Here is a 20,192-nt window from a genome sequence, read left to right as displayed (position 1 = left end):
CGTGCACCGAGTGCACGAGCCCCTCTCTGCTGTCGGCAGTCCGTCAGGACACTGTGTCGAGATCGCGTCCGCGCGTCTCCTTCATGACGACGAGTGCGAACAGCGTCAGTGCCGCGGCGACGGCCAGGTACACGCCCACCCACGCGACGCCGTAGGAGTTCACCAGCCAGGTCGCGATGAACGGCGCCACGGCAGCTCCCAGGATGCTGGCCGTGTTGTAGGAGATACCCGATCCGGTGTAGCGCACGTTGGTCGGGAACAGCTCCGGCAGAACAGCACTCATCGGTCCGAAGGTCAGACCCATCAGCGCCAGGCCGACGCACATGAACAGCAACATGCGGCTCTCGGTGGCGGACTCGGGAGCAGCGAACCACTTGAACGACAGGCCGAACAGGATGATCGCGGTGGTGATGACGATCAGTGTGATGCGGCGGCCGAACCGATCCGCGAGCCAGCCGGAGACCGGGACGAACGCGGCGAAGAACAACACCGAGATGAGCTGCAGGCCCAGGAAGTCCGTGTAGGCGATGGTCACGGCGACACCGCTGTGATCGACCACCTTGCCGGTGCCGTAGCTGACCACCCACGTCGTCATGACGTAGAACAGCGTGTACGTCGCGAGCATGACGAACGTGCCGAGGATCAGCGGACGCCAGCTGGTCTTGAAGACCTCCGCCACCGGCGTCTTGACGCGCTGGCCGTTGGCCACGGCGCGCTTGAACACCGGTGTCTCCTCGAGCTTGAGTCGCACGTAGAGGCCGATGATCACCATGATCGCGCTCAGCAGGAAGGGCACACGCCATCCCCACGTGAGGAAGGCGTGGTCCGATCCGGACGTCTTGGAGTCGTAGTCCATCGACAACGTCAGGATGAGGAAGATCCCGTTGGCCATCAGGAAGCCGATAGGGGCACCGAGCTGCGGCCACATCGCGGCCCAGGCCCGCTTGCCCTCCTTCGCGGTCTCGGTGGCGAGCAGTGCAGCGCCCGACCACTCGCCGCCCAGGCCGACACCCTGCGTGAAACGCATGAGCGCCAACAACATCGGGGCGATGATGCCCACGCTGTCGTACGTCGGCAGCAGTCCGATGAGGAAGGTCGCGATGCCCATGGTGAGCAGGGACCCCACCAGGGTCGCCTTCCGGCCGATGCGGTCACCGAAGTGTCCGAACAGCACCGAACCGATGGGCCGCGCGACGAAGGCGAGGCCGAACGTCGCGAACGACGCGAGCAGGGCCGTCGTGTCGTTGCCCGCGGGGAAGAACAGCCGGGGGAAGACGAGGACGGCGGCGGTGGCATAGATGTAGAAGTCGAAGAACTCGATGGAGGTTCCGACCATCGAGGCGATCACGATGCGACTGCGAGGTACGCCGTCCACTGCATCGAGATCGGAGTCCGGACCGGCGATGTTCGAACCGTCGGGGTTCGGAACGCGGTCCGCGGAAGTGCTTGTCACGGGTTTCTCCTGTTGGGAGGCGGGTTCGTCAGCAGGAAGTTACCCGACGCATCGTGACGTGAGGGCCGATACCGGCCACTCGGTTCGTGAGTGCTCACCACGCGGGGACCGACGTCCGGCGGGGCCGGCCCCGTCCGGCGGCGATAGTGTGAGCCCCGAACGGGTAAGGACATAAGGTTGGCCGGTATCGCCGGACGATCACTGTCGAGCGCGACGAACATCTTCGAAGGGACTTGCACGTGAGCAGCAGCCGAGGCACCGACACGAGCGGTCGGACGACCGCTCCGGCCAGTATCTCCTCGATCCCGCTGACGGACGTCGACAGTCGCAGCAACCCCGCCACGGCCAGCATCGGCACCCTGGTCAAGGACGCGACGACACAGGTCTCCACGTTGGTCCGCGCCGAGGTCGAACTGGCCAAGGCCGAGGTGACCGGCGAGATCAAGAAGGGACTGCAGGGCAGCGTCCTCTTCATCCTCGCGCTCGCGGTCCTGATCTTCAGCTCGTTCTTCTTCTTCTTCTTCCTCGCCGAGCTGCTCAACGTGTGGGTCACGCGGTGGCTCGCGTTCCTCATCGTCTTCCTGATCATGGTGGTCATCACGGCGCTGCTCGCGTTCCTCGGCTACCTCCGGGTGAAGAAGCTGCGCAAGCCCGAGAAGACCATCGACTCGCTGAAGGCGGCCTCCTCGGTGCTGCCGGGCCAGGGCGACGGCGCATCGCCGAAGAAGCAGCTGGACGCGCTCGACGTGCGCGCCCCGCTCTCGCGCTGACACCGCGCCCGCGTACCGACGACAGTGGCCGCACCCGACCCGTCGACCGTCCGATATCCCGGCCCGTGGCAGCACCGCGACATCCGCGCCAACGGCATCCGGTTCCACATCGCCGAGGCGGACACCTCGGCGTCCGCCGACCCGGGACGCCCTGATCCGAGTCGGCCGGCGCCGCTGGTCGTTCTCGTCCACGGCTTCGCCGACCTCTGGTGGTCGTGGCGCCACCAGCTGACCGCTCTCGGCGCCGCCGGCTATCACGCCGTGGCAGTGGATCTGCGGGGCTACGGCGACAGCGACAAGCCGCCTCGCGGCTACGACGGCTGGACCCTCGCCGGTGACATCTCCGGCCTCGTTCGCGCGCTCGGACACTCCGAGGCGGATCTCGTCGGGCACGCCGACGGCGGACTCGTGTGCTGGGCGACCGCAGCGCTGCACCCTCGCGCTGTTCGCTCGATCTCGCTGCTCGCCTCACCGCATCCGATCTCGTTGCGACGGGCCGCGATCCGGGACTCGGCGCAACGCGCGGCGCTGCTGCCGTCGTTCCTGCGCTACCAGGTTCCGCTCGCACCCGAAAAGACGCTCGTCGCCGACGACGGTGCCGAGGTGGAGCGACTCGTCCGTGCCCGGTCGTCCGCGCAGTGGCAGTCGTCCACGGAGTTCGGCGACGTCGTGTCGAGGATGCGGTCGGCCGTCCGCATCCCCGGTGTCGCACACAGCACGTTGGAGTATCAGCGCTGGGCGTTCCGCAGCCAGTTCCGTTCCGACGGTCGCCGCTTCCGCGCCGCGATCGACCGGACCGTCGATCTACCGGCGCTGCAGATCCTGGGATCTGCCGACCCGTACGTCCTGCCGACAACGGCGCGCCGCGACTCCCACTGGGCACCGCAGCTCGTGGAGCATCGCGTGACGGGATCGGGGCACTACGTGCACCAGGAACGCCCGGACGAGGTCACCGACGTTCTCCTGCGCCATCTTCGAGCGAGCGGTCAGCCCCTGTAGGGGTCGACGAGGGTGCTCTCGATGATCGCCTCGAGACCGACACGGACGCGTCCCGACGGAGGCGGTGTCCCGCGCCCGAACAACCGCACCACAGCGGCCACCGACGCGCCGCCCAGCGCCACGTCACTCCCCAACTGCGGCCACGTCGACAACGTCGTACCGATGTCCGGCAACGATGCCGCCATGCGCGGCGTGATGCGCTCCATCTCGAGGATGCGCCCCGCCAGTGGCGCCTTCTCCCGCGGCGTCATCCCCGCGACCGCCGCGGCGTCGACGTCGCCGAGCAAACCGTGGAAGTACGGTCGGTCGGGCTCGAGGTCGAAGCGCTCGATGTCGAGCACGCCCCCGTCGCTGGTCTCCATGATCACGGGAATCCCGCGGCGACGGCACTCCTGCCGCACCAACACCTTCGCGTCGATCGAGTCGCACTCCTCGACGACGATGTCGAGGTCGGCGAGAAAGGCGTCCGTGGTCGCCTCGTCGATCCCGGTCGGGAACGTCGTCACCTCGAGGTACGGATCCAGTTCGGCGATGCGGCGAGCCGCCAGCACCGCCTTGTTGACGCCGAGGTCGAACACCGACGCGGGCACACGGTTGAGGTTCGACAGGTCCAGATCGTCGAAGTCGGCCAACCGGAGCTCGCCGCACAGCCCTTCGAGAGCGAGGGTGTGCGCCACCGCGTGGCCGACGCTCAGACCCACGACGCCGACGCGCAGGCGCCGCGCTGCATTCTGCTCGTCCACGGTGATCTTGTTGCGGTTCCGGTCCAGGCGCAGCAACCGGAACCCGCGCGGACCGAGCACCCGCACGAGCGAGCGACGCCAGGGGTAGTGCACCCACCGGGTCGGCTCGTCCAGCAGCTCGGACGACGGAGTGGGCAGCAGTGCGTCGAGCGACTGGAGCTGCTCGGCGGTGGTGTCCAGGATCGCGTGGTCCCCGATCTCGGACATCAGTCGATCGAGAACCTCGTGATCGCCGAGGTCGGTCGGATCCAGGACGCGGTGCTCGCTCATGCTCACTCCTCTGCCGTCACGGGAGGGGTTCCGTCTTGTCGCGGCGCTGCACCGGCGTCAGGGTCGGTGACCACCGGACGACGTCCTCCATCGCGAATGCCACTCGATCGCGGCCCGCCGTCTTTGCCGCGTACAGCGCGCGGTCGGCCGCGTAGGTCAGTCGGTCGAGGGTGGCCTCGACGTCGTTGCCGCCCCTCTCGTCGAACACCACGTTCGCCTGCGCCACTCCGATGCTGACGGTGACGTCGCACGCGGAGCGGACGCTCTCGAGCACCTTCTCCTCGAGCCCCGCGACGGACTTGCTGAGGCCGAGCACCAGGAACTCCTCCCCGCCCAGCCGGGCGACCACCGCGTCCTCGGGAACGTAGGCGGCGATCGCCTCGGCGACCGTGGTGAGCACGACGTCACCGGCCGCGTGACCGCGAGTGTCGTTGACGGACTTGAAGTGATCGACGTCGACGAGCGAGACGACGATGGCGTCGGACTTCTCCGATGCCTCCGCGAGCATGGCGCTCACCCGCGGCAACATGCCGCGGCGGTTGAGCAGGCCGGTGAGCGGATCGGTGTTCGCCAGGGTCTCGAGGCGGGCTGTCACCGATTCGAGCGAGCTGCGCATGGTGGCGATCAACACCGCCGGCACCACCACGGTGGTGACCGCGGCGCCGGCCGCGACGAATCGCACCGCGCCCTCGGAGCCGTTGATGCTCAGTGCCGTCGCCATGATCACCGCGGCGCCGGTGAGCGAGATCGTGACCTTGGGCGGCGATCCGGACGCCGCGATGGCGGGCACGACGGCCAGCATCGCCGTGACCGCGCGCGACCCCGACGGATCGGCGATCAGATAGGCGGAGATGGCGACGCCGACCATGCCACCCGACCCCAGCACCGTGAACTGCCGGTCGGACAGACGACCGGCACGCAGGGTGATGCCCACGGTGACCACGGTGAACGCGACGATGACGGCCAGGAGCGGTAGCGTGCCCGGCCGCAGGAACGTGGGCTGGAGAATCGCGATGACGAGCAGGGGCAGCGCCCCCGAGGCACTTGCCATGACCGCCTTCGACCGCGTGTCGAAGTAGTTGCCGGCCGCCGTCAGCTGCCGACCGCCGCGGCGGCCCATCCTCGCCTCGTCTCCCGTCGTCGCCGTCACCCGTCACATCCCGTGTCCGCGCGCCGCAGACCGTCGGATGATCCCCCGGGAACCGTCGGACCAATCGGACACACGTCGCGCGCCCCTCGAACAACCCGTGTCGTGATCACCACGTCACGGCGTCGACGTACCCCCATCGATGCTCCCCCCGTCGAGCCGGGGACGCGGAGTACGTCGTCTCCTCGCCACCTTCGTGATCACGGTACGCGGTGCGGGCGCTCCTCGGCGTGACAGCCGATGCATCCTCACCCGACGCAGGATCCCGTACCGGCAGGTTGCCCGTTCTGCAGCCCCGTTGCCACCTCGTCGGCGACTTCTGCTGCGGTCAACACGAATCCGGTATCGGAGTTGTCGACGGCGGCGCCGAAGACGACGCCGAGAACCGTGCCGTCGGTGGCCACCAGCGGTCCGCCGGAATTGCCCTGACGGATCGATCCGCGCACGGTGTAGACCTCCCGGTCCACCGTCCCGGTGCGGTAGATGTTCGGCCCGGTGAGGTTCAGTGTCTCGCGCACCCGCGCGGACGACGCCGTGTACGGGCCACCGCCGGGGTACCCGAGCACCACCGCGTCGGTTCCCGATTCCGCGCGCCCCGCCGCGAACGGCAGGACGTCGGCGGTCAGATCCGGCACGTTCAGCACCGCGATGTCGACGGCGGGATCGAACAGGACGACCTCCGCGTCGAGCGGGCCGTCCGCGGTGTCGACGGCCACCGACGAGGTGCCGGCGACGACGTGCGCGTTGGTGATGACACGGCCCGGCCCGATGACGAAACCGGAGCCCTCGAGCGCCTTCTGGCAGCTCTCGGCGATACCGCGGATCCGCAGCACGCTGTCCTGGAGGTCCGCCGCGATCGGCGACGCCAGCACGCTGGGATCCGGCGGACCGACCTCGGCCACGGGAGTGCGGCCGAAGGGGCCGATGACGTCGGGGAGACCCGACGTGTCGAGCAGAGCCGAGAACTCGTTGGGGATCTCGCGGACCCACTCGGGCGCCACGTCGTCCACGGCGCCGAGGATCGACGATCCGCGCACGGCCGCGGCGATCTGCGGTTGCGACGCCGCGGTGAGCGGGACGGCCAGCAACCAGGCCGCGACGAGCACGGCCACCGCCTGCAGACCGGCACCGATGACGCTGTCCACCGAGCGCGCCGCCGGGCTGTGGATCCCGCTGCGCAACGCTCGTCCCAACACCATGCCCGCGATCTCGCCGACGATCACCATGACGACGATGAGGGCGACGCCGACGAGCACGCGCATCCGACCCTCCTCGACGTGGTCGAGGACGCGCGGTGCGAGCAGGATGCCGGCGACGGCACCGAGGACGACACCGAAGAAGGCGAAGGCGGACGCGACCGCGCCCTGCCGCCACCCCGACGACGCGGCGAGCAACGCCACCAGTGCCACACCGATGTCGAGCCAGGTCGATCCCGTCACGGGTGCAACTCCTCACCGACGGCGGCGAGCGACGTCTCGAGGTCCCGGACGTCCTCGGTGTCCCAGGGGGCACCCCAGCCCGCCGTCTCGAGGACGCCGGACAGCACCCCGGCCGTGAAACCCCACACGAGCATTCCTCCCACTGCGAACGCCGGGCCCCGATAACCGAGGGGGTGGCGCACCACGAATCTGTTGACCGGATCGAGAAGATCGGTGAGCGGCACGGCGACGACACGCTCCGTCTCGGCGGTGTCCACGACGGACACCTCGCTCGGGACGCGCCAGTACGCGATCACCGGTGTCACCTCGAAGCCCGACGGGGGCACGAAGATGGAGTCGAGCACCGTGAGCGGCTCCACGCCGTCCGGGTCCACCCCGGTCTCCTCCTGCGCCTCCCGCAGAGCGGTGCCGACGGGTCCGTCGTCGCCGGGATCGGCTGCGCCGCCGGGAAAGGCGACCTGACCGCGATGTTGCCGCAGCGAGGACGCGCGTTGGGTCAGGAGCACGGTGGCGTCGGTGGGCAACTCCGCCGCGTCGGGCCGCCCGCCGAAGAGCACCAGCACCGCGGCCGGTCTGCCCGTCGCCCCGTCCGGTGCGTGGCGGGCGATCACCGGGTTGCTCGCGTCGTCGCGCACGGTGTGCACGGCGGCCAGACGGGACAGCCACGGCGGCGTGCCCGCGGGATCCGTCACGCCGAGACTCCGAGGTGGGTGCGCACGGCGTCCGCGATCTCGTCGACGGAGCCGAACGGCTGCGGGAGAACCGCGGCGACGGATCCGTCGGCGGCGAGCAGCACGCTGACGGGCAACACGGCCGGAGCTCCGACGGCAGCGGCGACGGCAGCGGACGGATCCTGCACGCCGGGTAGTCGGACGCCGTAGTCGGCCAGTCGGGTCAGGGCGTTGCCCTGGCGGGGATCCTCGTGCACCGTCACCACGGTAACGGCACCGCCCGCACGCTCGGCGTACTGCTGCAGATACGGCAGTTCCTCCGCGCACGGGCCGCACCAGTAGGCCCACAGGTTGAGCAGAGTCGGTGTGCCGGCGACGGCCGCACCGAGATCGACCGGCGCTCCGTCGGCCAGGCAGGTGGTGCGCAGACCCGCCAGTGGGCCGGCGGGCGCCGGGGCGCCGGCCGCCGGCACGGGGCACGCGGCGAGCGCGGCCTCGGTGCGCAGGGGGGCCAGCTCCGTGTCCGTCGCGTCGTCGGTGGGCGCCGCGCCGAAAGTGTCGCGGTAGTCGGCGAAGCTCGCCGGTCCCGTCGGATCGTCCCCGCGCGGCCAGATGGCGACGATGAGGGCGACGACCACCACGAGCGCGGCCAGGCTCCACCTCGCCGCGGACGACCTGCTCACGTCTCGATGCCGGCCAGGGCGAGGATGTGGTCCGTCTCCGGCCCCTTCACCAATGCCGCGGCCTTGACGGGGTCGGTCGGCCCCAGCCCGTACGACGGGCAGTCCTTCGCCAGCAGGCAGACACCGCACGCCGGCGTCCGCGAATGGCACACGCGGCGGCCGTGGAAGATCACGCGGTGGGACAGGATCGTCCACTCCTTGCGCGGGATCAGCGCACCGATGGCGTGCTCGACCTTGACCGGATCCTCCTCCTCGGTCCAGGCCCAGCGGCGGACGAGTCGGCCGAAGTGGGTGTCGACGGTGATGCCGGGAATGTCGAACGCATTGCCGAGGACCACGTTGGCCGTCTTGCGCCCGATACCGGGCAGCGTCACCAGCTCCTTCAGCGAGGCGGGAACCTCACCGTCGTACCGCTCGAGGAGCTCGCGGCCCAGCCCGATGAGGGAGTTGGCCTTGTTGCGGTAGAAGCCGGTGGACCGGATGTACTCCTCGAGCTCCGTCCGGTCGGCCTCCGCGTAGTCGCGCGCCGACCGGTACTTCGCGAAGAGTGCCGGCGTGGTCTCGTTGACCCTCTTGTCGGTGCACTGCGCGGAGAGGATGGTGGCCACCGCGAGCTCGAGCGGGGTGGTGAAGTCCAACTCGCAGTAGACGTGCGGAAAGACCACGCCGAGGTCGCGATTCATCCGGCGTGCCCGGCGCGTGAGCGCGAGGGCGGACTCGTCTCGTTTGCCCACGTGAGAGGGACCGGCGGCTGATTTCTGCACGCCACGACTCTACGGAACGCCCCCGACAGCACGCTCCGGTCGTGTCCGCACCGGTGACCCCGCCGTGTTCTTTTCGAGACGTCGACAGTGTTTACTCCTCGGTATGCAAGCACTCGCTGTGGTTCTGTTCCCGGTCTTGCTGATGCTGTTCGCCCTCGCCATGGAGCGCTTCGAGGCGCGGCTGAACCGCGCAGGAGTCCGCGAGCAGGAGGTTCAGGAATTCCTGGACGCCGCCAGTTCCGCCGAGGTCGCCACCCTGGCCGCGGAAGGCTTCCCGAACGCCCTCGCACGGTTCCGCACCCGACGTCGCCGCGGTGGCGACGTCATGGAGGAGGACGTCGCTCTTCTCGACGACAGGGCACGCCGCGCCAGCTGAGCACCCGCCGACACGGCCCCCGGTCCGACGCCGACGCGTCGAGGGTGGCTGTGATCACTCCTGTGGCCGCCCGGCGACGTAGACTCCGACCGGACACATGAAGACGACACATTCGTAGATCTGCCGATCTTTCAGGGCAAGGGAGTACACGTGGACGAGGTACTGGCACGAGCCGGCATCTTCCAGGGGGTCGAGCCGTCTGCGGTGTCGGCGCTGACCAAGCAGCTGCAACCGGTCGATTTCCCGCGTGGCCACGTGGTCTTCAACGAGGGTGAGCCCGGCGATCGGCTGTACATCATCGTCAGCGGCAAGGTGAAGCTCGGCCGCCGCTCCCCCGACGGTCGCGAGAACCTCCTGACCATCATGGGTCCGTCCGACATGTTCGGTGAGCTCTCGATCTTCGATCCCGGCCCCCGCACCTCCACCGCCACCACGGTCACCGAGGTGCGCGCGGTGAGCATGGATCGCGACGCCCTGAAGGCCTGGATCGATCAGCGCCCCGAGATCGCCGAGCAGCTGCTCCGGGTGCTCGCCCGCCGGTTGCGTCGTACCAACAACAGCCTGGCCGACCTCATCTTCACCGATGTTCCCGGCCGCGTCGCCAAGGCACTGCTGCAGCTCGCACAGCGTTTCGGCACCCAGGAGGCCGGCTCGCTGCGCGTCGTCCACGACCTCACGCAGGAGGAGATCGCTCAGCTCGTCGGCGCCTCTCGCGAGACCGTGAACAAGGCGCTCGCCGACTTCGCGCACCGCGGCTGGCTCCGCCTCGAGGGCAAGAGCGTGCTCATCTCCGACTCCGAGCGACTCGCCCGGCGCGCACGCTAACCGCGCAGATACGTCAGCTGGGCCTTGACCGACATCCGCGCCGCGGGCCACAGCTTCTTGTCGACGTCCGCGTAGACGTGACGCACCACCTTCAGAGGGGTGGCGTCGGGTCCGAGGACGTCGAGCGCTGCCCGCACCTGGTCGAGTCTCTGTTCGCGATGGGCCCGGTAGGCGCGGGCGAGCACCGCGGTGTCGGGCTGGTCCGGCCCGTGGCCGGGCAGCGCGACGCGTCCCTCACCGAGTTGCTCCAGTCGGTCGAGTGAGGCCAGGTAGTCACCGAGATCCCCGTCCTTCCCGTCCAGGACGGTCGATCCGGCACCGAGGATGGTGTCCCCGGTCAGCACCGCGTCGTCGAGGACCAGGCTGACGGAATCGGCGGTGTGGCCCGGTGTCGCCGCGACGGTGAGTTCCACCCCGGCGGCCGCGATCACCTCGCCGTCCACCAGCGGCGCGGCGTCACCTCGGAGGTACGTGGACGTGACCGCGCGCACCGGCGCGGACGTCGACCGGTGCAGTCGGGCGATACCGCCGGTGTGATCGTGATGGCGGTGGGTGATCAGGATCAGCGCGACGCGTCCCTGCGCCGCGATGCGGTCGACGTGCGACCGGGAGCGCGGGCCCGGATCGACCACGATGCACTGCTCGTGCCCCGGGGCTCGCAGAATCCACGTGTTCGTGCCGTCCAGCGTCATCTTCCCGGGGTTCTCGGCCAGGAGGACGGACGCGGTCGACGTCACGCGCCGCAGCCGTCCGTACGCGGGGTGCTTCTCCGATGCCGTGGGATCCTTCTCCGCCATGCGACCACTGTGCCAGCCGACGCAGGTTCGGTGCCGACCGGGACAGAACCTAGGCTCGCACCATGAGAATCGGTCTGATCGGTGCCGGACCCTGGGCTCGTCAGGCCGCGGCACCCGCACTCACCGCGCATCCCGACATCGAGTTCGCCGGCATCTGGGCCCGCCGTCCCGACGCCGCGGCACAGACGGCTCCCGAGGTGCCGTACGTCGACGACGTCGATGCACTGATCGACTCCGTCGACGCCGTCGCGTTCGCGGTACCCCCCGAGGTGCAGTTCGATCTCGCCCGTCGGGCGGCTGCCGCGGGTCGACATGTGTTGTTGGACAAGCCGATCGCCGGTTCTGCGGCGGATGCGGCCAGTCTCGTGGCCGCGATCGACGAGGCCGGGGTCTCGTCGATGGTCACGCTGACGCGTCGCTTCGCACCCGAGACCCGAGCATTCCTCGACGCCGTGCGCGACACGGAGGTCGCGACCGTGACGGCGACCTGGCTGTCCGGCGCCCTGCTCGGCGGCGAGTACGCCGGCTCGACGTGGCGGCAGGAGGGCGGCGCCCTCATGGACGTCGGCCCGCACGTTCTCGATCTCGCGATGGAGGTGCTCGGACCGGTCGAGTCCGTGGCGTGGGCGAGGCGTGACGACGCGTCCGACACGTGGTCGCTGGCTCTGCAGCACGGGAGCACCGCCGGAGTCCGGACGAGCCTGGTGACGCTGTCCATGCGGACGCCTGTGCGCCCGTCGGTGCTGCGGGTCGGCGCGAGCGGACCGGGCGGCCTGGTCGAGTTGTCGGACCGCACCACGCCACCCGACCGGTGTTACGCGGTACTGCTCGACGAGTTCCTGGAGTCCATCCGGACCGGCACCCGCCACGAGTGCTCGGCACATCGCGGACTCGCTCTGCAGCGCGTCATCGAGCAGTGCCGGACCCTCGTGGCGAGCGGTCGGTGACGCGCACCCGTCAGGCGGGTGCGACCTCGACGATCATCTCCACCTCGACGGCTGCGCCCAGGGGCAGCTCGGCGACTCCGACAGCCGACCGAGCGTGGATGCCGGCGTCGCCGAACAGCTCACCGAGCAGGTTCGACGCACCGTTGATCACGCCGGGCTGACCGGTGAATCCCGGAGCCGACGCGACGAATCCGACGACCTTGACGATGCGGACCACGGAGTCGATGCCGACCAGCGCGTCGATCGCGGCCAGTGCGTTCAACGCACAGACGCGGGCGGCGGCGGTCGCGTCCTCGGCCGACACCTCGGCCCCGACCTTGCCGGTGGCGGTCAGCGCGCCGTCCACCATGGGCAGCTGACCCGAGGTGAAGACGTGGTCTCCCGACCGCACCGCGGGAACATAGGACGCGACCGGCGGCACGACGGGCGGAAGGGTCAGCCCGAGCTCGGCCAGCTTCTCCGTCACACCCATGTCAGCTCTTCGGGCGCTTGAAGTAGGCGACCAGGTTCTCGCCGGTGGGGCCCGGCATGACCGTGACCAGCTCCCAGCCGTCGGCACCGAAGTTGTCGAGGATGGCCTTGGTGTTGTGGATCAGCAGGGGTGCGGTGAAGTATTCCCACGTCGTCGATGCGCTCATGGCAGGAGCCTATAGCGCACCGGGTCAGTAAGGTCGAGGACGTGTCGGAGACAGCAGGTGCGACGTCGCACCCCACCGGATCGTCCCCCCAGGCGGAGCGAGGATGGCCGCCCGAAGCGGACCGCGCTCGACTGCACTTCGTCTCGGGCAAGGGTGGGACGGGCAAGAGCACCGTCGCCGCCGCGCTCGCCCTGGCCCTCGCCGCAGGTGGGCGCAAGGTTCTGCTGGTCGAGGTCGAGGGACGCCAGGGCATCGCCCAGCTCTTCGACGTCCCCCCGCTGAGCCCGGTGGACACCAAGGTGGCCTCCGCCGACGGCGGTGGTGAGGTGTACGCGCTGGCCATCGACATCGAGACCGCGTTCCTCGAGTACCTCGACATGTTCTACAACCTCGGCTTCGCCGGCCGGGCGATGCGGCGGGTGGGAGCCATCGAGTTCGCCACCACCATCGCCCCCGGTCTGCGCGACGTGCTCCTCACCGGCAAGGTGAAGGAGCGTGCGGTCCGCACCGAGAAGAACGGTCGCCTGCTCTACGACGAGATCGTCGTCGACTCGCCGCCGACGGGGCGGATCGGGAGCTTCCTGGACGTGACGACGGCGATGCGCGACCTCGCCAAGACCGGCCCGGTGCGATCGCAGAGCGAGGGTGTGGTGAAGCTGCTCCACTCCGAGCAGACACTGGTGCACCTGGTGACGCTGCTCGAGGCGCTGCCGGTGCAGGAGACCGCCGATGCTGCTGCGGAACTCGCAGCGGCCGATCTCCGACTGGGCACCGTGGTCGTCAACCGCACCGAGGAGTCGTTCCTTCCGGCGGAGGCGCTCGCCGAGGCGGCCTCCGGGAACCTCGACGCCGCCGCGATCGAGAAGAAACTCGCCGATGCCGGAATCACGCTGTCGGAGGACGACTTCGCCGGCCTGCTGACCGAGTCCATCGAGCACGCGTCGAGGCTCGCGGCCCAGCGCGAGAGCGAACAGCGTCTCGGTGACCTCGCGGTGCCGCGCCTGACGCTCCCGGCTCTGGCCGACGGCATGGACCTCGGCGGACTGTACGAGCTCGCCCACCACCTCACGGAACAGGGAGTGCGATGAGCACCGTTCCCACTCTCGACATCGGGTCCATCCTGACCGATCCGTCGTCGCGGATCGTCGTGTGCTGCGGCTCCGGCGGTGTCGGCAAGACCACCACCGCGGCGTCGATGGCGTTGCGGGCAGCCGAGAACGGGCGCCGGGTAGTCGTGCTGACGATCGATCCCGCACGGCGCCTGGCCCAGGCTCTCGGCGTCGGCGAGCTGGACAACACTCCGCAGCCGGTCGCCCTCGGGCCCGGCGCCACCGGCGAACTGCACGCGATGATGCTCAATATGCGTCGGACGTTCGACGAGATGGTGATGGAGCACTCGACGCCGGAAAAGGCCCGGCAGATCCTGAACAATTCCTTCTATCAGACTGTGGCGTCGTCCTTCTCGGGGACGCAGGAGTACATGGCGATGGAGAAGCTGGGGCAGCTCGCCGCCAGCGGTGACTGGGATCTCGTGGTCGTGGACACGCCGCCGTCGCGCAACGCGCTGGACTTCCTCGACGCCCCACAGCGTCTGGGGTCGTTCCTCGACGGTCGCATGATCAAGCTGCTGATGGCCCCGGGTCGCGGGCTGGGCCGAGTGGTCACCGGCGCCGTGGGTCTCGCGATGCGCGGCGTCTCGTCCATCGTCGGCAGCCAGATGCTCTCCGACGCTTCCGCTTTCGTGCAGTCGCTGGACTCGATGTTCGGTGGCTTCCGCGAACGTGCGCGCCACACGTACGACCTGCTGCGTCAGGACGGAACCCATTTCGTCGTCGTCGCGGCCGCGGAGCCCGACGCGCTGCGGGAGGCATCCTTCTTCGTCACCCGCCTGTCCGAGGACGGCATGCCGTTGGCCGGACTGGTGCTCAACCGCACGCACCCGACGCTGAGTTCGCTGCCGTCCGACCACGCCGTCACGGCCGCCGACCAGTTGGACGCCGAAGGCACCCCCGATGCCGCTCTGGCCGCGGGAGTGCTTCGTGTGCACGCGCATCGGGCCGTCACCGCGAAGCGCGAGATCGGACTGCTGCGTCGTTTCACCGCCGCTCACCCCCGTGTTCCCGTCGTGGGGGTGCCCTCGCTGCCGTTCGAGGTGTCCGATCTCGACGCACTGCGTGCCGTCGCCGATCAGCTGACCGGCACCGCCTGAGCCTCTGCGCTCAGGCGGTGAGCCGCAGGCCCGCGCCGGGGCCGCCGCTCTCGTCGATCGCACGCAGGATCGACACCAGGTCGGTGACGACGGCGGGGCCGATGCAGGGTGCCACGAGGTAGGCGTTCACCATGCCGACCACGGACGTTCCCCGCACCACCGGCGCACCGGAGTCCCCGGCGTTCACGCACACCTGGGCGAACACCTGCTGGGAGTTCAGGATGTCACCGTAGGAGACTCCACACGTCGCACCGGTCGTACGACCCTGCTTGCACACGGTCTCGGCCAGCCGTGCGGGATCCCCGACAGCCGTGATGGTGGTGCTGCCGACGGAGGCCACCGGGGCCACCCGCTCCGCGTCGAACTCGATGATCGCCGTGTCGTACGCGGGCAGAACCGCGACAACGGAGCCCACATCTCCTGCGGCGGAGTCGCTCTCGCTCGCCACGGTGTCGCCGACCCGCCCGCAGTGGCCTGCGGTGAGCCCGATGGTGCGCCCGGCGGTGTCCGCACCGATCACGGTGAGACTGCACAGTGTCTCTCGTCCGTCCTGCGTCAGGACCAGCCCGGAACCCCCGCCCAGCTCCACGCGCTCGGCGGCGGAGGCCTGAGCCCCGCCGCCGAGAACGAGCGAGCAGAGGACGGCGAGACCGACCAGAAGTACTCGCATCGGTGTGACTACTTCTTCACTGCGGGCGGCGCCTCGAGCAGCGTGACGAACTGCTGCGCATTGGCCACGGCGGAACCGAGACCACCGATGGCGGTACCGGCGAGCGATCCACCGGCGCCGAGCAACAGGGCGCCACCGATGCATCCGGCGATCGGGCCCGCACCGAAGAGGAGCGCGACGGGAGCGGAGACGACGCCGGCCGCGGCCGCACCGAGGAGGCAGCCGCCGACGAGACCGGTTGCGGCACCGAGGAATCCACCGACCGTGGCGGTGAGCGACAGGTTGTCCTTGACGCCGGCGACCGCGGCGGGCAGGTCCACCTGGTTCAGGCCCGGAATGTCGTAAACCGGCGCGGCGGGCGCAGCGGCGTCGACCGCGAGGGTCGCGGTGTTGCCCTCGACCTGAGCGGACACGGGATGCGCCAGTCCGTCGACGGCGAGAGCCAGCGGCACCGAATCGACGACGACACCCGAGTCGTCGCGGATGACCAGGTGGTTGTTCTCGTTGCTCAGGGTTCCCGAGTCGGTGGTCACGAGCAGCCCGGTGCCCGCGGCCACGGCGTTCCAGTGCACCTCGGGAGCAGCGGCGGGTGCCGGATCGGCGTACGCGGTCGCGGAGGCGGTGCCCAGCGACACGATCGTCATCGCGGCGACAACCGCGATCTTGTTCATCTTCATGCCCGTCGAGTCCTTTTCGCAGTGGGAGCGAATCCGCGCTGATCGTCGGATCCGTCAAGCGGCGAGTGCCGAGCAGGATTCAACGGTCACGGTGAGACGGTGTCAATCGACGTGCGAGACAACGGAAAGCGAACCGCGAGGGACGGGCCGACACACGGACCGGGCGCGGCCGGGGCACCGAACGCCGGGTCCGATTCGGTGCCGGGCACGACCGGCGCGGCGGCAGGCAAGCGGGCGCCCCCACGGTCCGCGTCGACGACGGCGCAGGTCAGAGCGTGGAAACCCTTCCCGCGCGGGCGCGGCAGCCGAGCGACCGTGCGTCACGCTTCTTCCGATACGACCGATTCCGTTGTGACGCACACAGACTGATGGAGGTCCGATTCGTCCGCGCTGTCGCGTGTGGTCGATCGACACGGGCGGGCGTGACAGACACCCCGCGCCCCGGACGGGTCCCGACGCGTCGTCGGGCGTTCACGAAGAGTTCATGCGGTGCGACGAGAGATCTCCCACCGCGAATCGGACATCGCGGTGGGAGATCACAGGAACCGTGGCCGGTCGCCCGGCGGCGGCGTGGGTCAGACGGCCGACTGGTGGTGACGCTGGGTCTCGAAGAACTCGGCCCAGGAGTCCACCTCGGGGTGCTGCTTGATCAGGGCCCGGCGCTGACGCTCTGTCATGCCGCCCCAGACGCCGAACTCGACACGGTTGTCGAGGGCGTCCGCTCCGCACTGCATGAGCACGGGGCAGTGACGGCAGATCGTTGCGGCCTTGCGCTGCGCGGCGCCGCGGACGAACAGTTGATCGGGATCCACTCCCCGGCATCGCGCCTGCGATACCCATGCGATGCGCGCTTCGGCTTCCCCGATGTCGAGCGCTGCATTCGGCGTTCCTGTGTGCATTCGTTGACCCCTTACCGTCGGCGAACACCGTTTCCCTGGCGTTCCGGGCGTCCCACCCGCCGACGCAGCTCACGCTGCACAGCGAACTGAGGAGCACCCCACTAACTGATGTGATTGTTATCTGAATCACATCGTGTCCATCAATGTAGGGGAAAGGCCGCGCGGGAAGCAAGGTGGGGGATCACTTTTCTGGTACGCCCGTGCGATCGGTCACATCGGAGCAGGTCAGCCGTCCACATGTCCGGTACGGGCTGTGTCCCGGAGGAGCCACGTACTCTGTTGTTCGTGCCGATCGCCAAGACTGTCGCCAAACTCGCCGGGTGCTCCGCCCTGGCCGGCGCGCTGCTCGCCGGAGTCATGTTCCCGCTCGCCGGCGGGTTCGGATTCGCGTCCAACCGCGCCGCCGACACCGTGGACAACGTCTCCGCGGAACTCGTCGAGGGAACGGTGCCCGCCGTGTCCACGATGGTGGACTCCGCGGGCAACCCCATCGCGTGGCTCTACGAGCAACGACGCTTCGAGGTGCCGAGCGACCGCATCTCCAACGAGATGAAGCTCGCCATCGTCTCCATCGAGGACCGCCGGTTCGCCGAGCACGAGGGCGTCGACTGGCAGGGCACGGTGCGCGCCTTCCTGACCAACACCACCAGCGGACAGGTGGAGCAGGGCGCGTCCACCCTCGATCAGCAGTACGTGAAGAACTACCAACTGCTCGTCGTCGCCAAGACGGACGCCGAACGCCGCGCCGCCATCGAGACCACTCCCGCGCGCAAGATCCGCGAGATCCGCATGGCGCTGACGCTGGACAAGCAGCTGACCAAGGACGAGATCCTCACGCGCTACCTCAACCTGGTGCCGTTCGGTAACTCGTCCTACGGCATCCAGGACGCGGCACAGACGTACTTCGGCATCGACGCGAGCCAGCTGAGCCTGACGCAGGCGGCGATGCTCGCGGGCATGGTGCAGTCCAGCTCCGCCCTCAACCCGTACACCAACTACGACGGCGTGATGGCGCGACGGAACACCGTTCTCGACACGATGATCCAGAACATCCCGGACCGCGCGGCGGAGATCGAGGCCGCCAAGGCCGAGCCGCTGGGCGTGCTGCCGGAGCCCAACCAGTTGCCGCGCGGCTGCATCGCCGCCGGTGATCGTGGCTTCTTCTGTGACTACGCGCTGCAGTACCTGGCCGATGCCGGCATCAGCAAGGACCAGGTGGACAAGGGCGGTTATCTGATCAAGACCACTCTCGACCCGGCCGTGCAGTCCTCCACGAGCGCCGCCCTGTCCGGGAACAGCAGCCCGGATCTCGACGGTGTCGCGACGGTCATGAACGTCATCGCGCCGGGGCAGGACTCGCACCGCATCCTCGCGATGGGGTCGTCGCGGCGCTACGGCCTGAACGGCGACGCCAACGAGACCGTCCAGCCGCAGCCGTACTCCCTGGTGGGCAGCGGTGCCGGGTCGATCTTCAAGATCTTCACTACCGCCGCCGCGATGGAGAAGGGCCTCGGCACGTCCGCGGTCCTGCAGGTGCCCAACCGCGTCGAGGTCAAGGGACTCGGCGACGGCGGTGCGCGCGGGTGCCCTCCCTCGACGTACTGCGTGACCAACGCCGGCAACTACCCGCAGTCGCTCTCGGTGACCGACGCGCTGGCACAGTCCCCCAACACCGCCTTCGTGAAGCTGATCGAGTCGGTCGGCGTCACCCCGACGGTCGACATGGCCGTCCGCCTGGGCCTGCGCTCGTACACGCTGCCCGGCACAGCCGGCCAGGGCACCGACCAGAGCCTCGCCGACTACCAGAAGGAGGCGAACCTCGGCTCCTTCACGCTCGGACCGACGTACGTCAATCCGCTGGAACTGTCCAACGTGGCCGCGACCCTCGCGTCCGGCGGCAAGTGGTGCCCGCCCAACCCGATCGACAGCGTCTTCGATCGCAGCGGCAAGCAGATCCCCGTCACGCAGCAGGCGTGCGAGCAGGTCGTGGAGCCGGGACTGGCGAATACACTGGCCAACGCGATGAGCAAGGACGATCAGCCCGGCGGCACGTCGGCGTCCGCCGCGAGCTCGGTGGGCTGGTCGCTGCCGATGTCCGGCAAGACCGGCACCACGGAATCGCACCGGTCCTCGGGATTCCTCGGATTCACGAACCGGTACGCGGCCGCCGCCTACACCTACGGCGATTCCCCGACTCCCAGCGAGATCTGCTCGTTCCCGCTGCGCCCGTGTGGTTCGGGCAACCTGTTCGGCGGTAACGAGCCTGCACGGACCTGGTACGACGCGATGGATCCGGTGGCCACGAACTTCGGCGACGTCGGACTCCCGGCCGTCGACCAGAAGTACGTGCGCGGATCGGCCAACGGCCAGGTTCCCGACGTCACGGGCCTGACGCAGAACTCCGCGACCTCGCAGTTGCAGGCCGCAGGGTTCCGCGTGCAGGTGGCGACCACCGCGTCGTCGGAGGGTCGGGGCACCGTGGTCAGCACGTCACCCTCGGGTTCCGCCATTCCGGGATCGACGGTCACGATCTACATCAGCGACGGGTCCGTCCGGGCGGCACCGGCGGCAACGCCGGGGATCCAGCTCCCGGCGTTGCCGCCCGGGGTCACCCTGCCGGCGATCCCCGGGCTGACGGCACCGCCGCGCTAGCTGCGGCAGTGCCGTGCGGCGGCGAGTGCCCTACAGCCGAGCCTTGACCGCGGCCGAGATGCGGGAGCCGTCGGCCTTGCCGGCGGCGATCGCCGTGGCGGCCTTCATGACCTGTCCCATCTGTCGCATCGCCGGGCGCTCACCGAGTTCCTCGGCCACCTGCGCGATGGCCGTGTCGGCGACGTCGGCCAGTTCGGCGTCGGTCAGCGGCGTCGGCAGGTACTCGTCGATGATCTGCGCCTCGGCACGCTCGGTGGCGGCGAGTTCACCGCGCCCGTTCTGGGTGTAGATCTCGGCGGACTCGCCGCGCTTCTTCGATTCCTTGGCCAGCACGCGCAGCACGTCCTCGTCGGTGAGCTCGTGTGCTTCCTTGCCCGACACCTTCTCGGTCTGTACCGCCGACAGCAGCATTCGCAGCGTCGCCGTCCGGAGCTTGTCCTTCGCCTTCATCGATGTCGTCAGATCCGCCCGCAGGCGCTTTTCCATGTCACAGTTCTCGGCCATGTCGGAAACGGTACTGTCGACGAGGTGTCCGGTACATCAGCGTTCCCCCGTCGCTCGGC

The 20,192-nt window shown here is 69.3% G+C and carries 22 protein-coding genes; 8 read left to right on the top strand and 14 right to left on the bottom strand.

Annotated features, from left to right (window positions below; translation table 11 throughout):
- Positions 1-43 precede the first annotated feature (43 nt).
- The gene (locus HQ308_RS19740; protein ID WP_222647594.1) at positions 44-1,336 is read right to left on the bottom strand and encodes an MFS transporter; all 1,293 of its coding nucleotides are present in this window, start codon (positions 1,334-1,336) and stop codon (positions 44-46) included.
- A 356-nt stretch (positions 1,337-1,692) separates the two neighbouring features.
- On the opposite strand from HQ308_RS19740, the gene HQ308_RS19735 reads away from it, so the two are divergent.
- Together HQ308_RS19735 and HQ308_RS19730 are read left to right on the top strand one after the other, a co-directional pair.
- Positions 1,693-2,223 (top strand): phage holin family protein, encoded by a 531-nt coding sequence (locus HQ308_RS19735; protein ID WP_056443376.1) that lies wholly within the window; start codon positions 1,693-1,695, stop codon positions 2,221-2,223.
- A gap of 24 nt (positions 2,224-2,247) precedes the next feature.
- The gene (locus HQ308_RS19730) at positions 2,248-3,222 is read left to right on the top strand and encodes an alpha/beta hydrolase (protein ID WP_222638941.1); all 975 of its coding nucleotides are present in this window, start codon (positions 2,248-2,250) and stop codon (positions 3,220-3,222) included.
- Here HQ308_RS19730 and HQ308_RS19725 read toward each other — a convergent pair.
- The 6 genes from HQ308_RS19725 to nth all read right to left on the bottom strand — a co-directional run bounded on the left by HQ308_RS19725 (position 3,210) and on the right by nth (position 8,858).
- Positions 3,210-4,235 (bottom strand): Rv1355c family protein, encoded by a 1,026-nt coding sequence (locus tag HQ308_RS19725; protein WP_222647569.1) that lies wholly within the window; start codon positions 4,233-4,235, stop codon positions 3,210-3,212. The two genes, HQ308_RS19730 and HQ308_RS19725, sit on opposite strands and share 13 nt — an antisense overlap.
- A 16-nt stretch (positions 4,236-4,251) precedes the next feature.
- Complete coding sequence (locus tag HQ308_RS23030; protein ID WP_222647568.1) at positions 4,252-5,385, bottom strand: GGDEF domain-containing protein; 1,134 nt, start codon at positions 5,383-5,385, stop codon at positions 4,252-4,254.
- Between the two features lie 245 nt (positions 5,386-5,630).
- Complete coding sequence (locus HQ308_RS19715; RefSeq protein WP_222647567.1) at positions 5,631-6,821, bottom strand: MarP family serine protease; 1,191 nt, start codon at positions 6,819-6,821, stop codon at positions 5,631-5,633.
- Positions 6,818-7,513, bottom strand: a complete 696-nt coding sequence (locus HQ308_RS19710; protein WP_374107175.1) for a CoA pyrophosphatase — start codon at positions 7,511-7,513, stop codon at positions 6,818-6,820. Before HQ308_RS19710 ends, HQ308_RS19715 begins: the two co-directional genes overlap by 4 nt.
- On the bottom strand, positions 7,510-8,175 hold the full coding sequence (locus HQ308_RS19705) for a TlpA disulfide reductase family protein (protein WP_222647566.1): 666 nt from the start codon (positions 8,173-8,175) through the stop codon (positions 7,510-7,512). Before HQ308_RS19705 ends, HQ308_RS19710 begins: the two co-directional genes overlap by 4 nt.
- Positions 8,172-8,858 carry an endonuclease III gene (nth, locus tag HQ308_RS19700; RefSeq protein ID WP_081821412.1) on the bottom strand — a complete coding sequence of 229 codons (687 nt, stop codon included), beginning with the start codon at positions 8,856-8,858 and terminating at the stop codon, positions 8,172-8,174. The genes HQ308_RS19705 and nth overlap by 4 nt, the downstream gene beginning before the upstream one ends.
- A 184-nt stretch (positions 8,859-9,042) precedes the next feature.
- Between nth and HQ308_RS19695 the strand changes: the two genes are divergently transcribed.
- The gene (locus tag HQ308_RS19695; protein WP_027506689.1) at positions 9,043-9,315 is read left to right on the top strand and encodes a hypothetical protein; all 273 of its coding nucleotides are present in this window, start codon (positions 9,043-9,045) and stop codon (positions 9,313-9,315) included.
- Positions 9,316-9,465: 150 nt separating this feature from the next.
- Positions 9,466-10,140: a Crp/Fnr family transcriptional regulator gene (locus HQ308_RS19690; RefSeq protein WP_027506688.1), complete on the top strand. Its 675-nt coding sequence runs from the start codon at positions 9,466-9,468 to the stop codon at positions 10,138-10,140.
- Here the strand turns inward: HQ308_RS19690 and HQ308_RS19685 are convergent.
- Positions 10,137-10,937 carry an MBL fold metallo-hydrolase gene (locus HQ308_RS19685; RefSeq protein WP_056443358.1) on the bottom strand — a complete coding sequence of 267 codons (801 nt, stop codon included), beginning with the start codon at positions 10,935-10,937 and terminating at the stop codon, positions 10,137-10,139. The genes HQ308_RS19690 and HQ308_RS19685 overlap by 4 nt on opposite strands.
- Before the next feature lie 62 nt (positions 10,938-10,999).
- On the opposite strand from HQ308_RS19685, the gene HQ308_RS19680 reads away from it, so the two are divergent.
- Positions 11,000-11,884, top strand: coding sequence for a Gfo/Idh/MocA family protein (locus HQ308_RS19680; RefSeq protein ID WP_222647565.1), 885 nt, complete (start codon positions 11,000-11,002; stop codon positions 11,882-11,884).
- 10 nt (positions 11,885-11,894) lie between these two features.
- Here HQ308_RS19680 and HQ308_RS19675 read toward each other — a convergent pair whose 3' ends face one another.
- Positions 11,895-12,356 (bottom strand): RidA family protein, encoded by a 462-nt coding sequence (locus HQ308_RS19675; protein WP_027506685.1) that lies wholly within the window; start codon positions 12,354-12,356, stop codon positions 11,895-11,897.
- A 1-nt stretch (position 12,357) separates the two neighbouring features.
- The gene (locus HQ308_RS19670) at positions 12,358-12,522 is read right to left on the bottom strand and encodes a hypothetical protein (protein ID WP_197027831.1); all 165 of its coding nucleotides are present in this window, start codon (positions 12,520-12,522) and stop codon (positions 12,358-12,360) included.
- A gap of 41 nt (positions 12,523-12,563) precedes the next feature.
- Here HQ308_RS19670 and HQ308_RS19665 point away from each other — a divergent pair, with 41 nt between their 5' ends.
- Both HQ308_RS19665 and HQ308_RS19660 read left to right on the top strand, forming a co-directional pair.
- A complete protein-coding gene (locus HQ308_RS19665) occupies positions 12,564-13,610 on the top strand; it encodes an ArsA-related P-loop ATPase (protein ID WP_307109624.1) in 1,047 nt (348 codons plus the stop codon).
- Positions 13,607-14,731: an ArsA family ATPase gene (locus tag HQ308_RS19660; protein WP_027506684.1), complete on the top strand. Its 1,125-nt coding sequence runs from the start codon at positions 13,607-13,609 to the stop codon at positions 14,729-14,731. Before HQ308_RS19665 ends, HQ308_RS19660 begins: the two co-directional genes overlap by 4 nt.
- A gap of 10 nt (positions 14,732-14,741) precedes the next feature.
- Here HQ308_RS19660 and HQ308_RS19655 read toward each other — a convergent pair whose 3' ends face one another.
- The 3 genes from HQ308_RS19655 to HQ308_RS19645 form a co-directional block, all read right to left on the bottom strand.
- Complete coding sequence (locus HQ308_RS19655; protein ID WP_222647564.1) at positions 14,742-15,401, bottom strand: S1 family peptidase; 660 nt, start codon at positions 15,399-15,401, stop codon at positions 14,742-14,744.
- Between the two features lie 8 nt (positions 15,402-15,409).
- On the bottom strand, positions 15,410-16,078 hold the full coding sequence (locus HQ308_RS19650; protein WP_056443346.1) for a hypothetical protein: 669 nt from the start codon (positions 16,076-16,078) through the stop codon (positions 15,410-15,412).
- A gap of 575 nt (positions 16,079-16,653) precedes the next feature.
- On the bottom strand, positions 16,654-16,977 hold the full coding sequence (locus HQ308_RS19645) for a WhiB family transcriptional regulator (RefSeq protein ID WP_027506681.1): 324 nt from the start codon (positions 16,975-16,977) through the stop codon (positions 16,654-16,656).
- 285 nt (positions 16,978-17,262) lie between these two features.
- Here HQ308_RS19645 and HQ308_RS19640 point away from each other — a divergent pair, with 285 nt between their 5' ends.
- Positions 17,263-19,629: a transglycosylase domain-containing protein gene (locus tag HQ308_RS19640; protein WP_308115832.1), complete on the top strand. Its 2,367-nt coding sequence runs from the start codon at positions 17,263-17,265 to the stop codon at positions 19,627-19,629.
- 30 nt (positions 19,630-19,659) lie between these two features.
- Here HQ308_RS19640 and HQ308_RS19635 read toward each other — a convergent pair whose 3' ends face one another.
- Complete coding sequence (locus HQ308_RS19635) at positions 19,660-20,133, bottom strand: GatB/YqeY domain-containing protein (RefSeq protein ID WP_027506679.1); 474 nt, start codon at positions 20,131-20,133, stop codon at positions 19,660-19,662.
- Between the last annotated feature and the right edge of the window lie 59 nt (positions 20,134-20,192).

This window comes from Rhodococcus sp. BP-241 (genome assembly GCF_019836145.1).
GTDB lineage: Bacteria > Actinomycetota > Actinomycetes > Mycobacteriales > Mycobacteriaceae > Rhodococcoides.
This window is presented reverse-complemented; position numbering and strand designations above follow the sequence as displayed.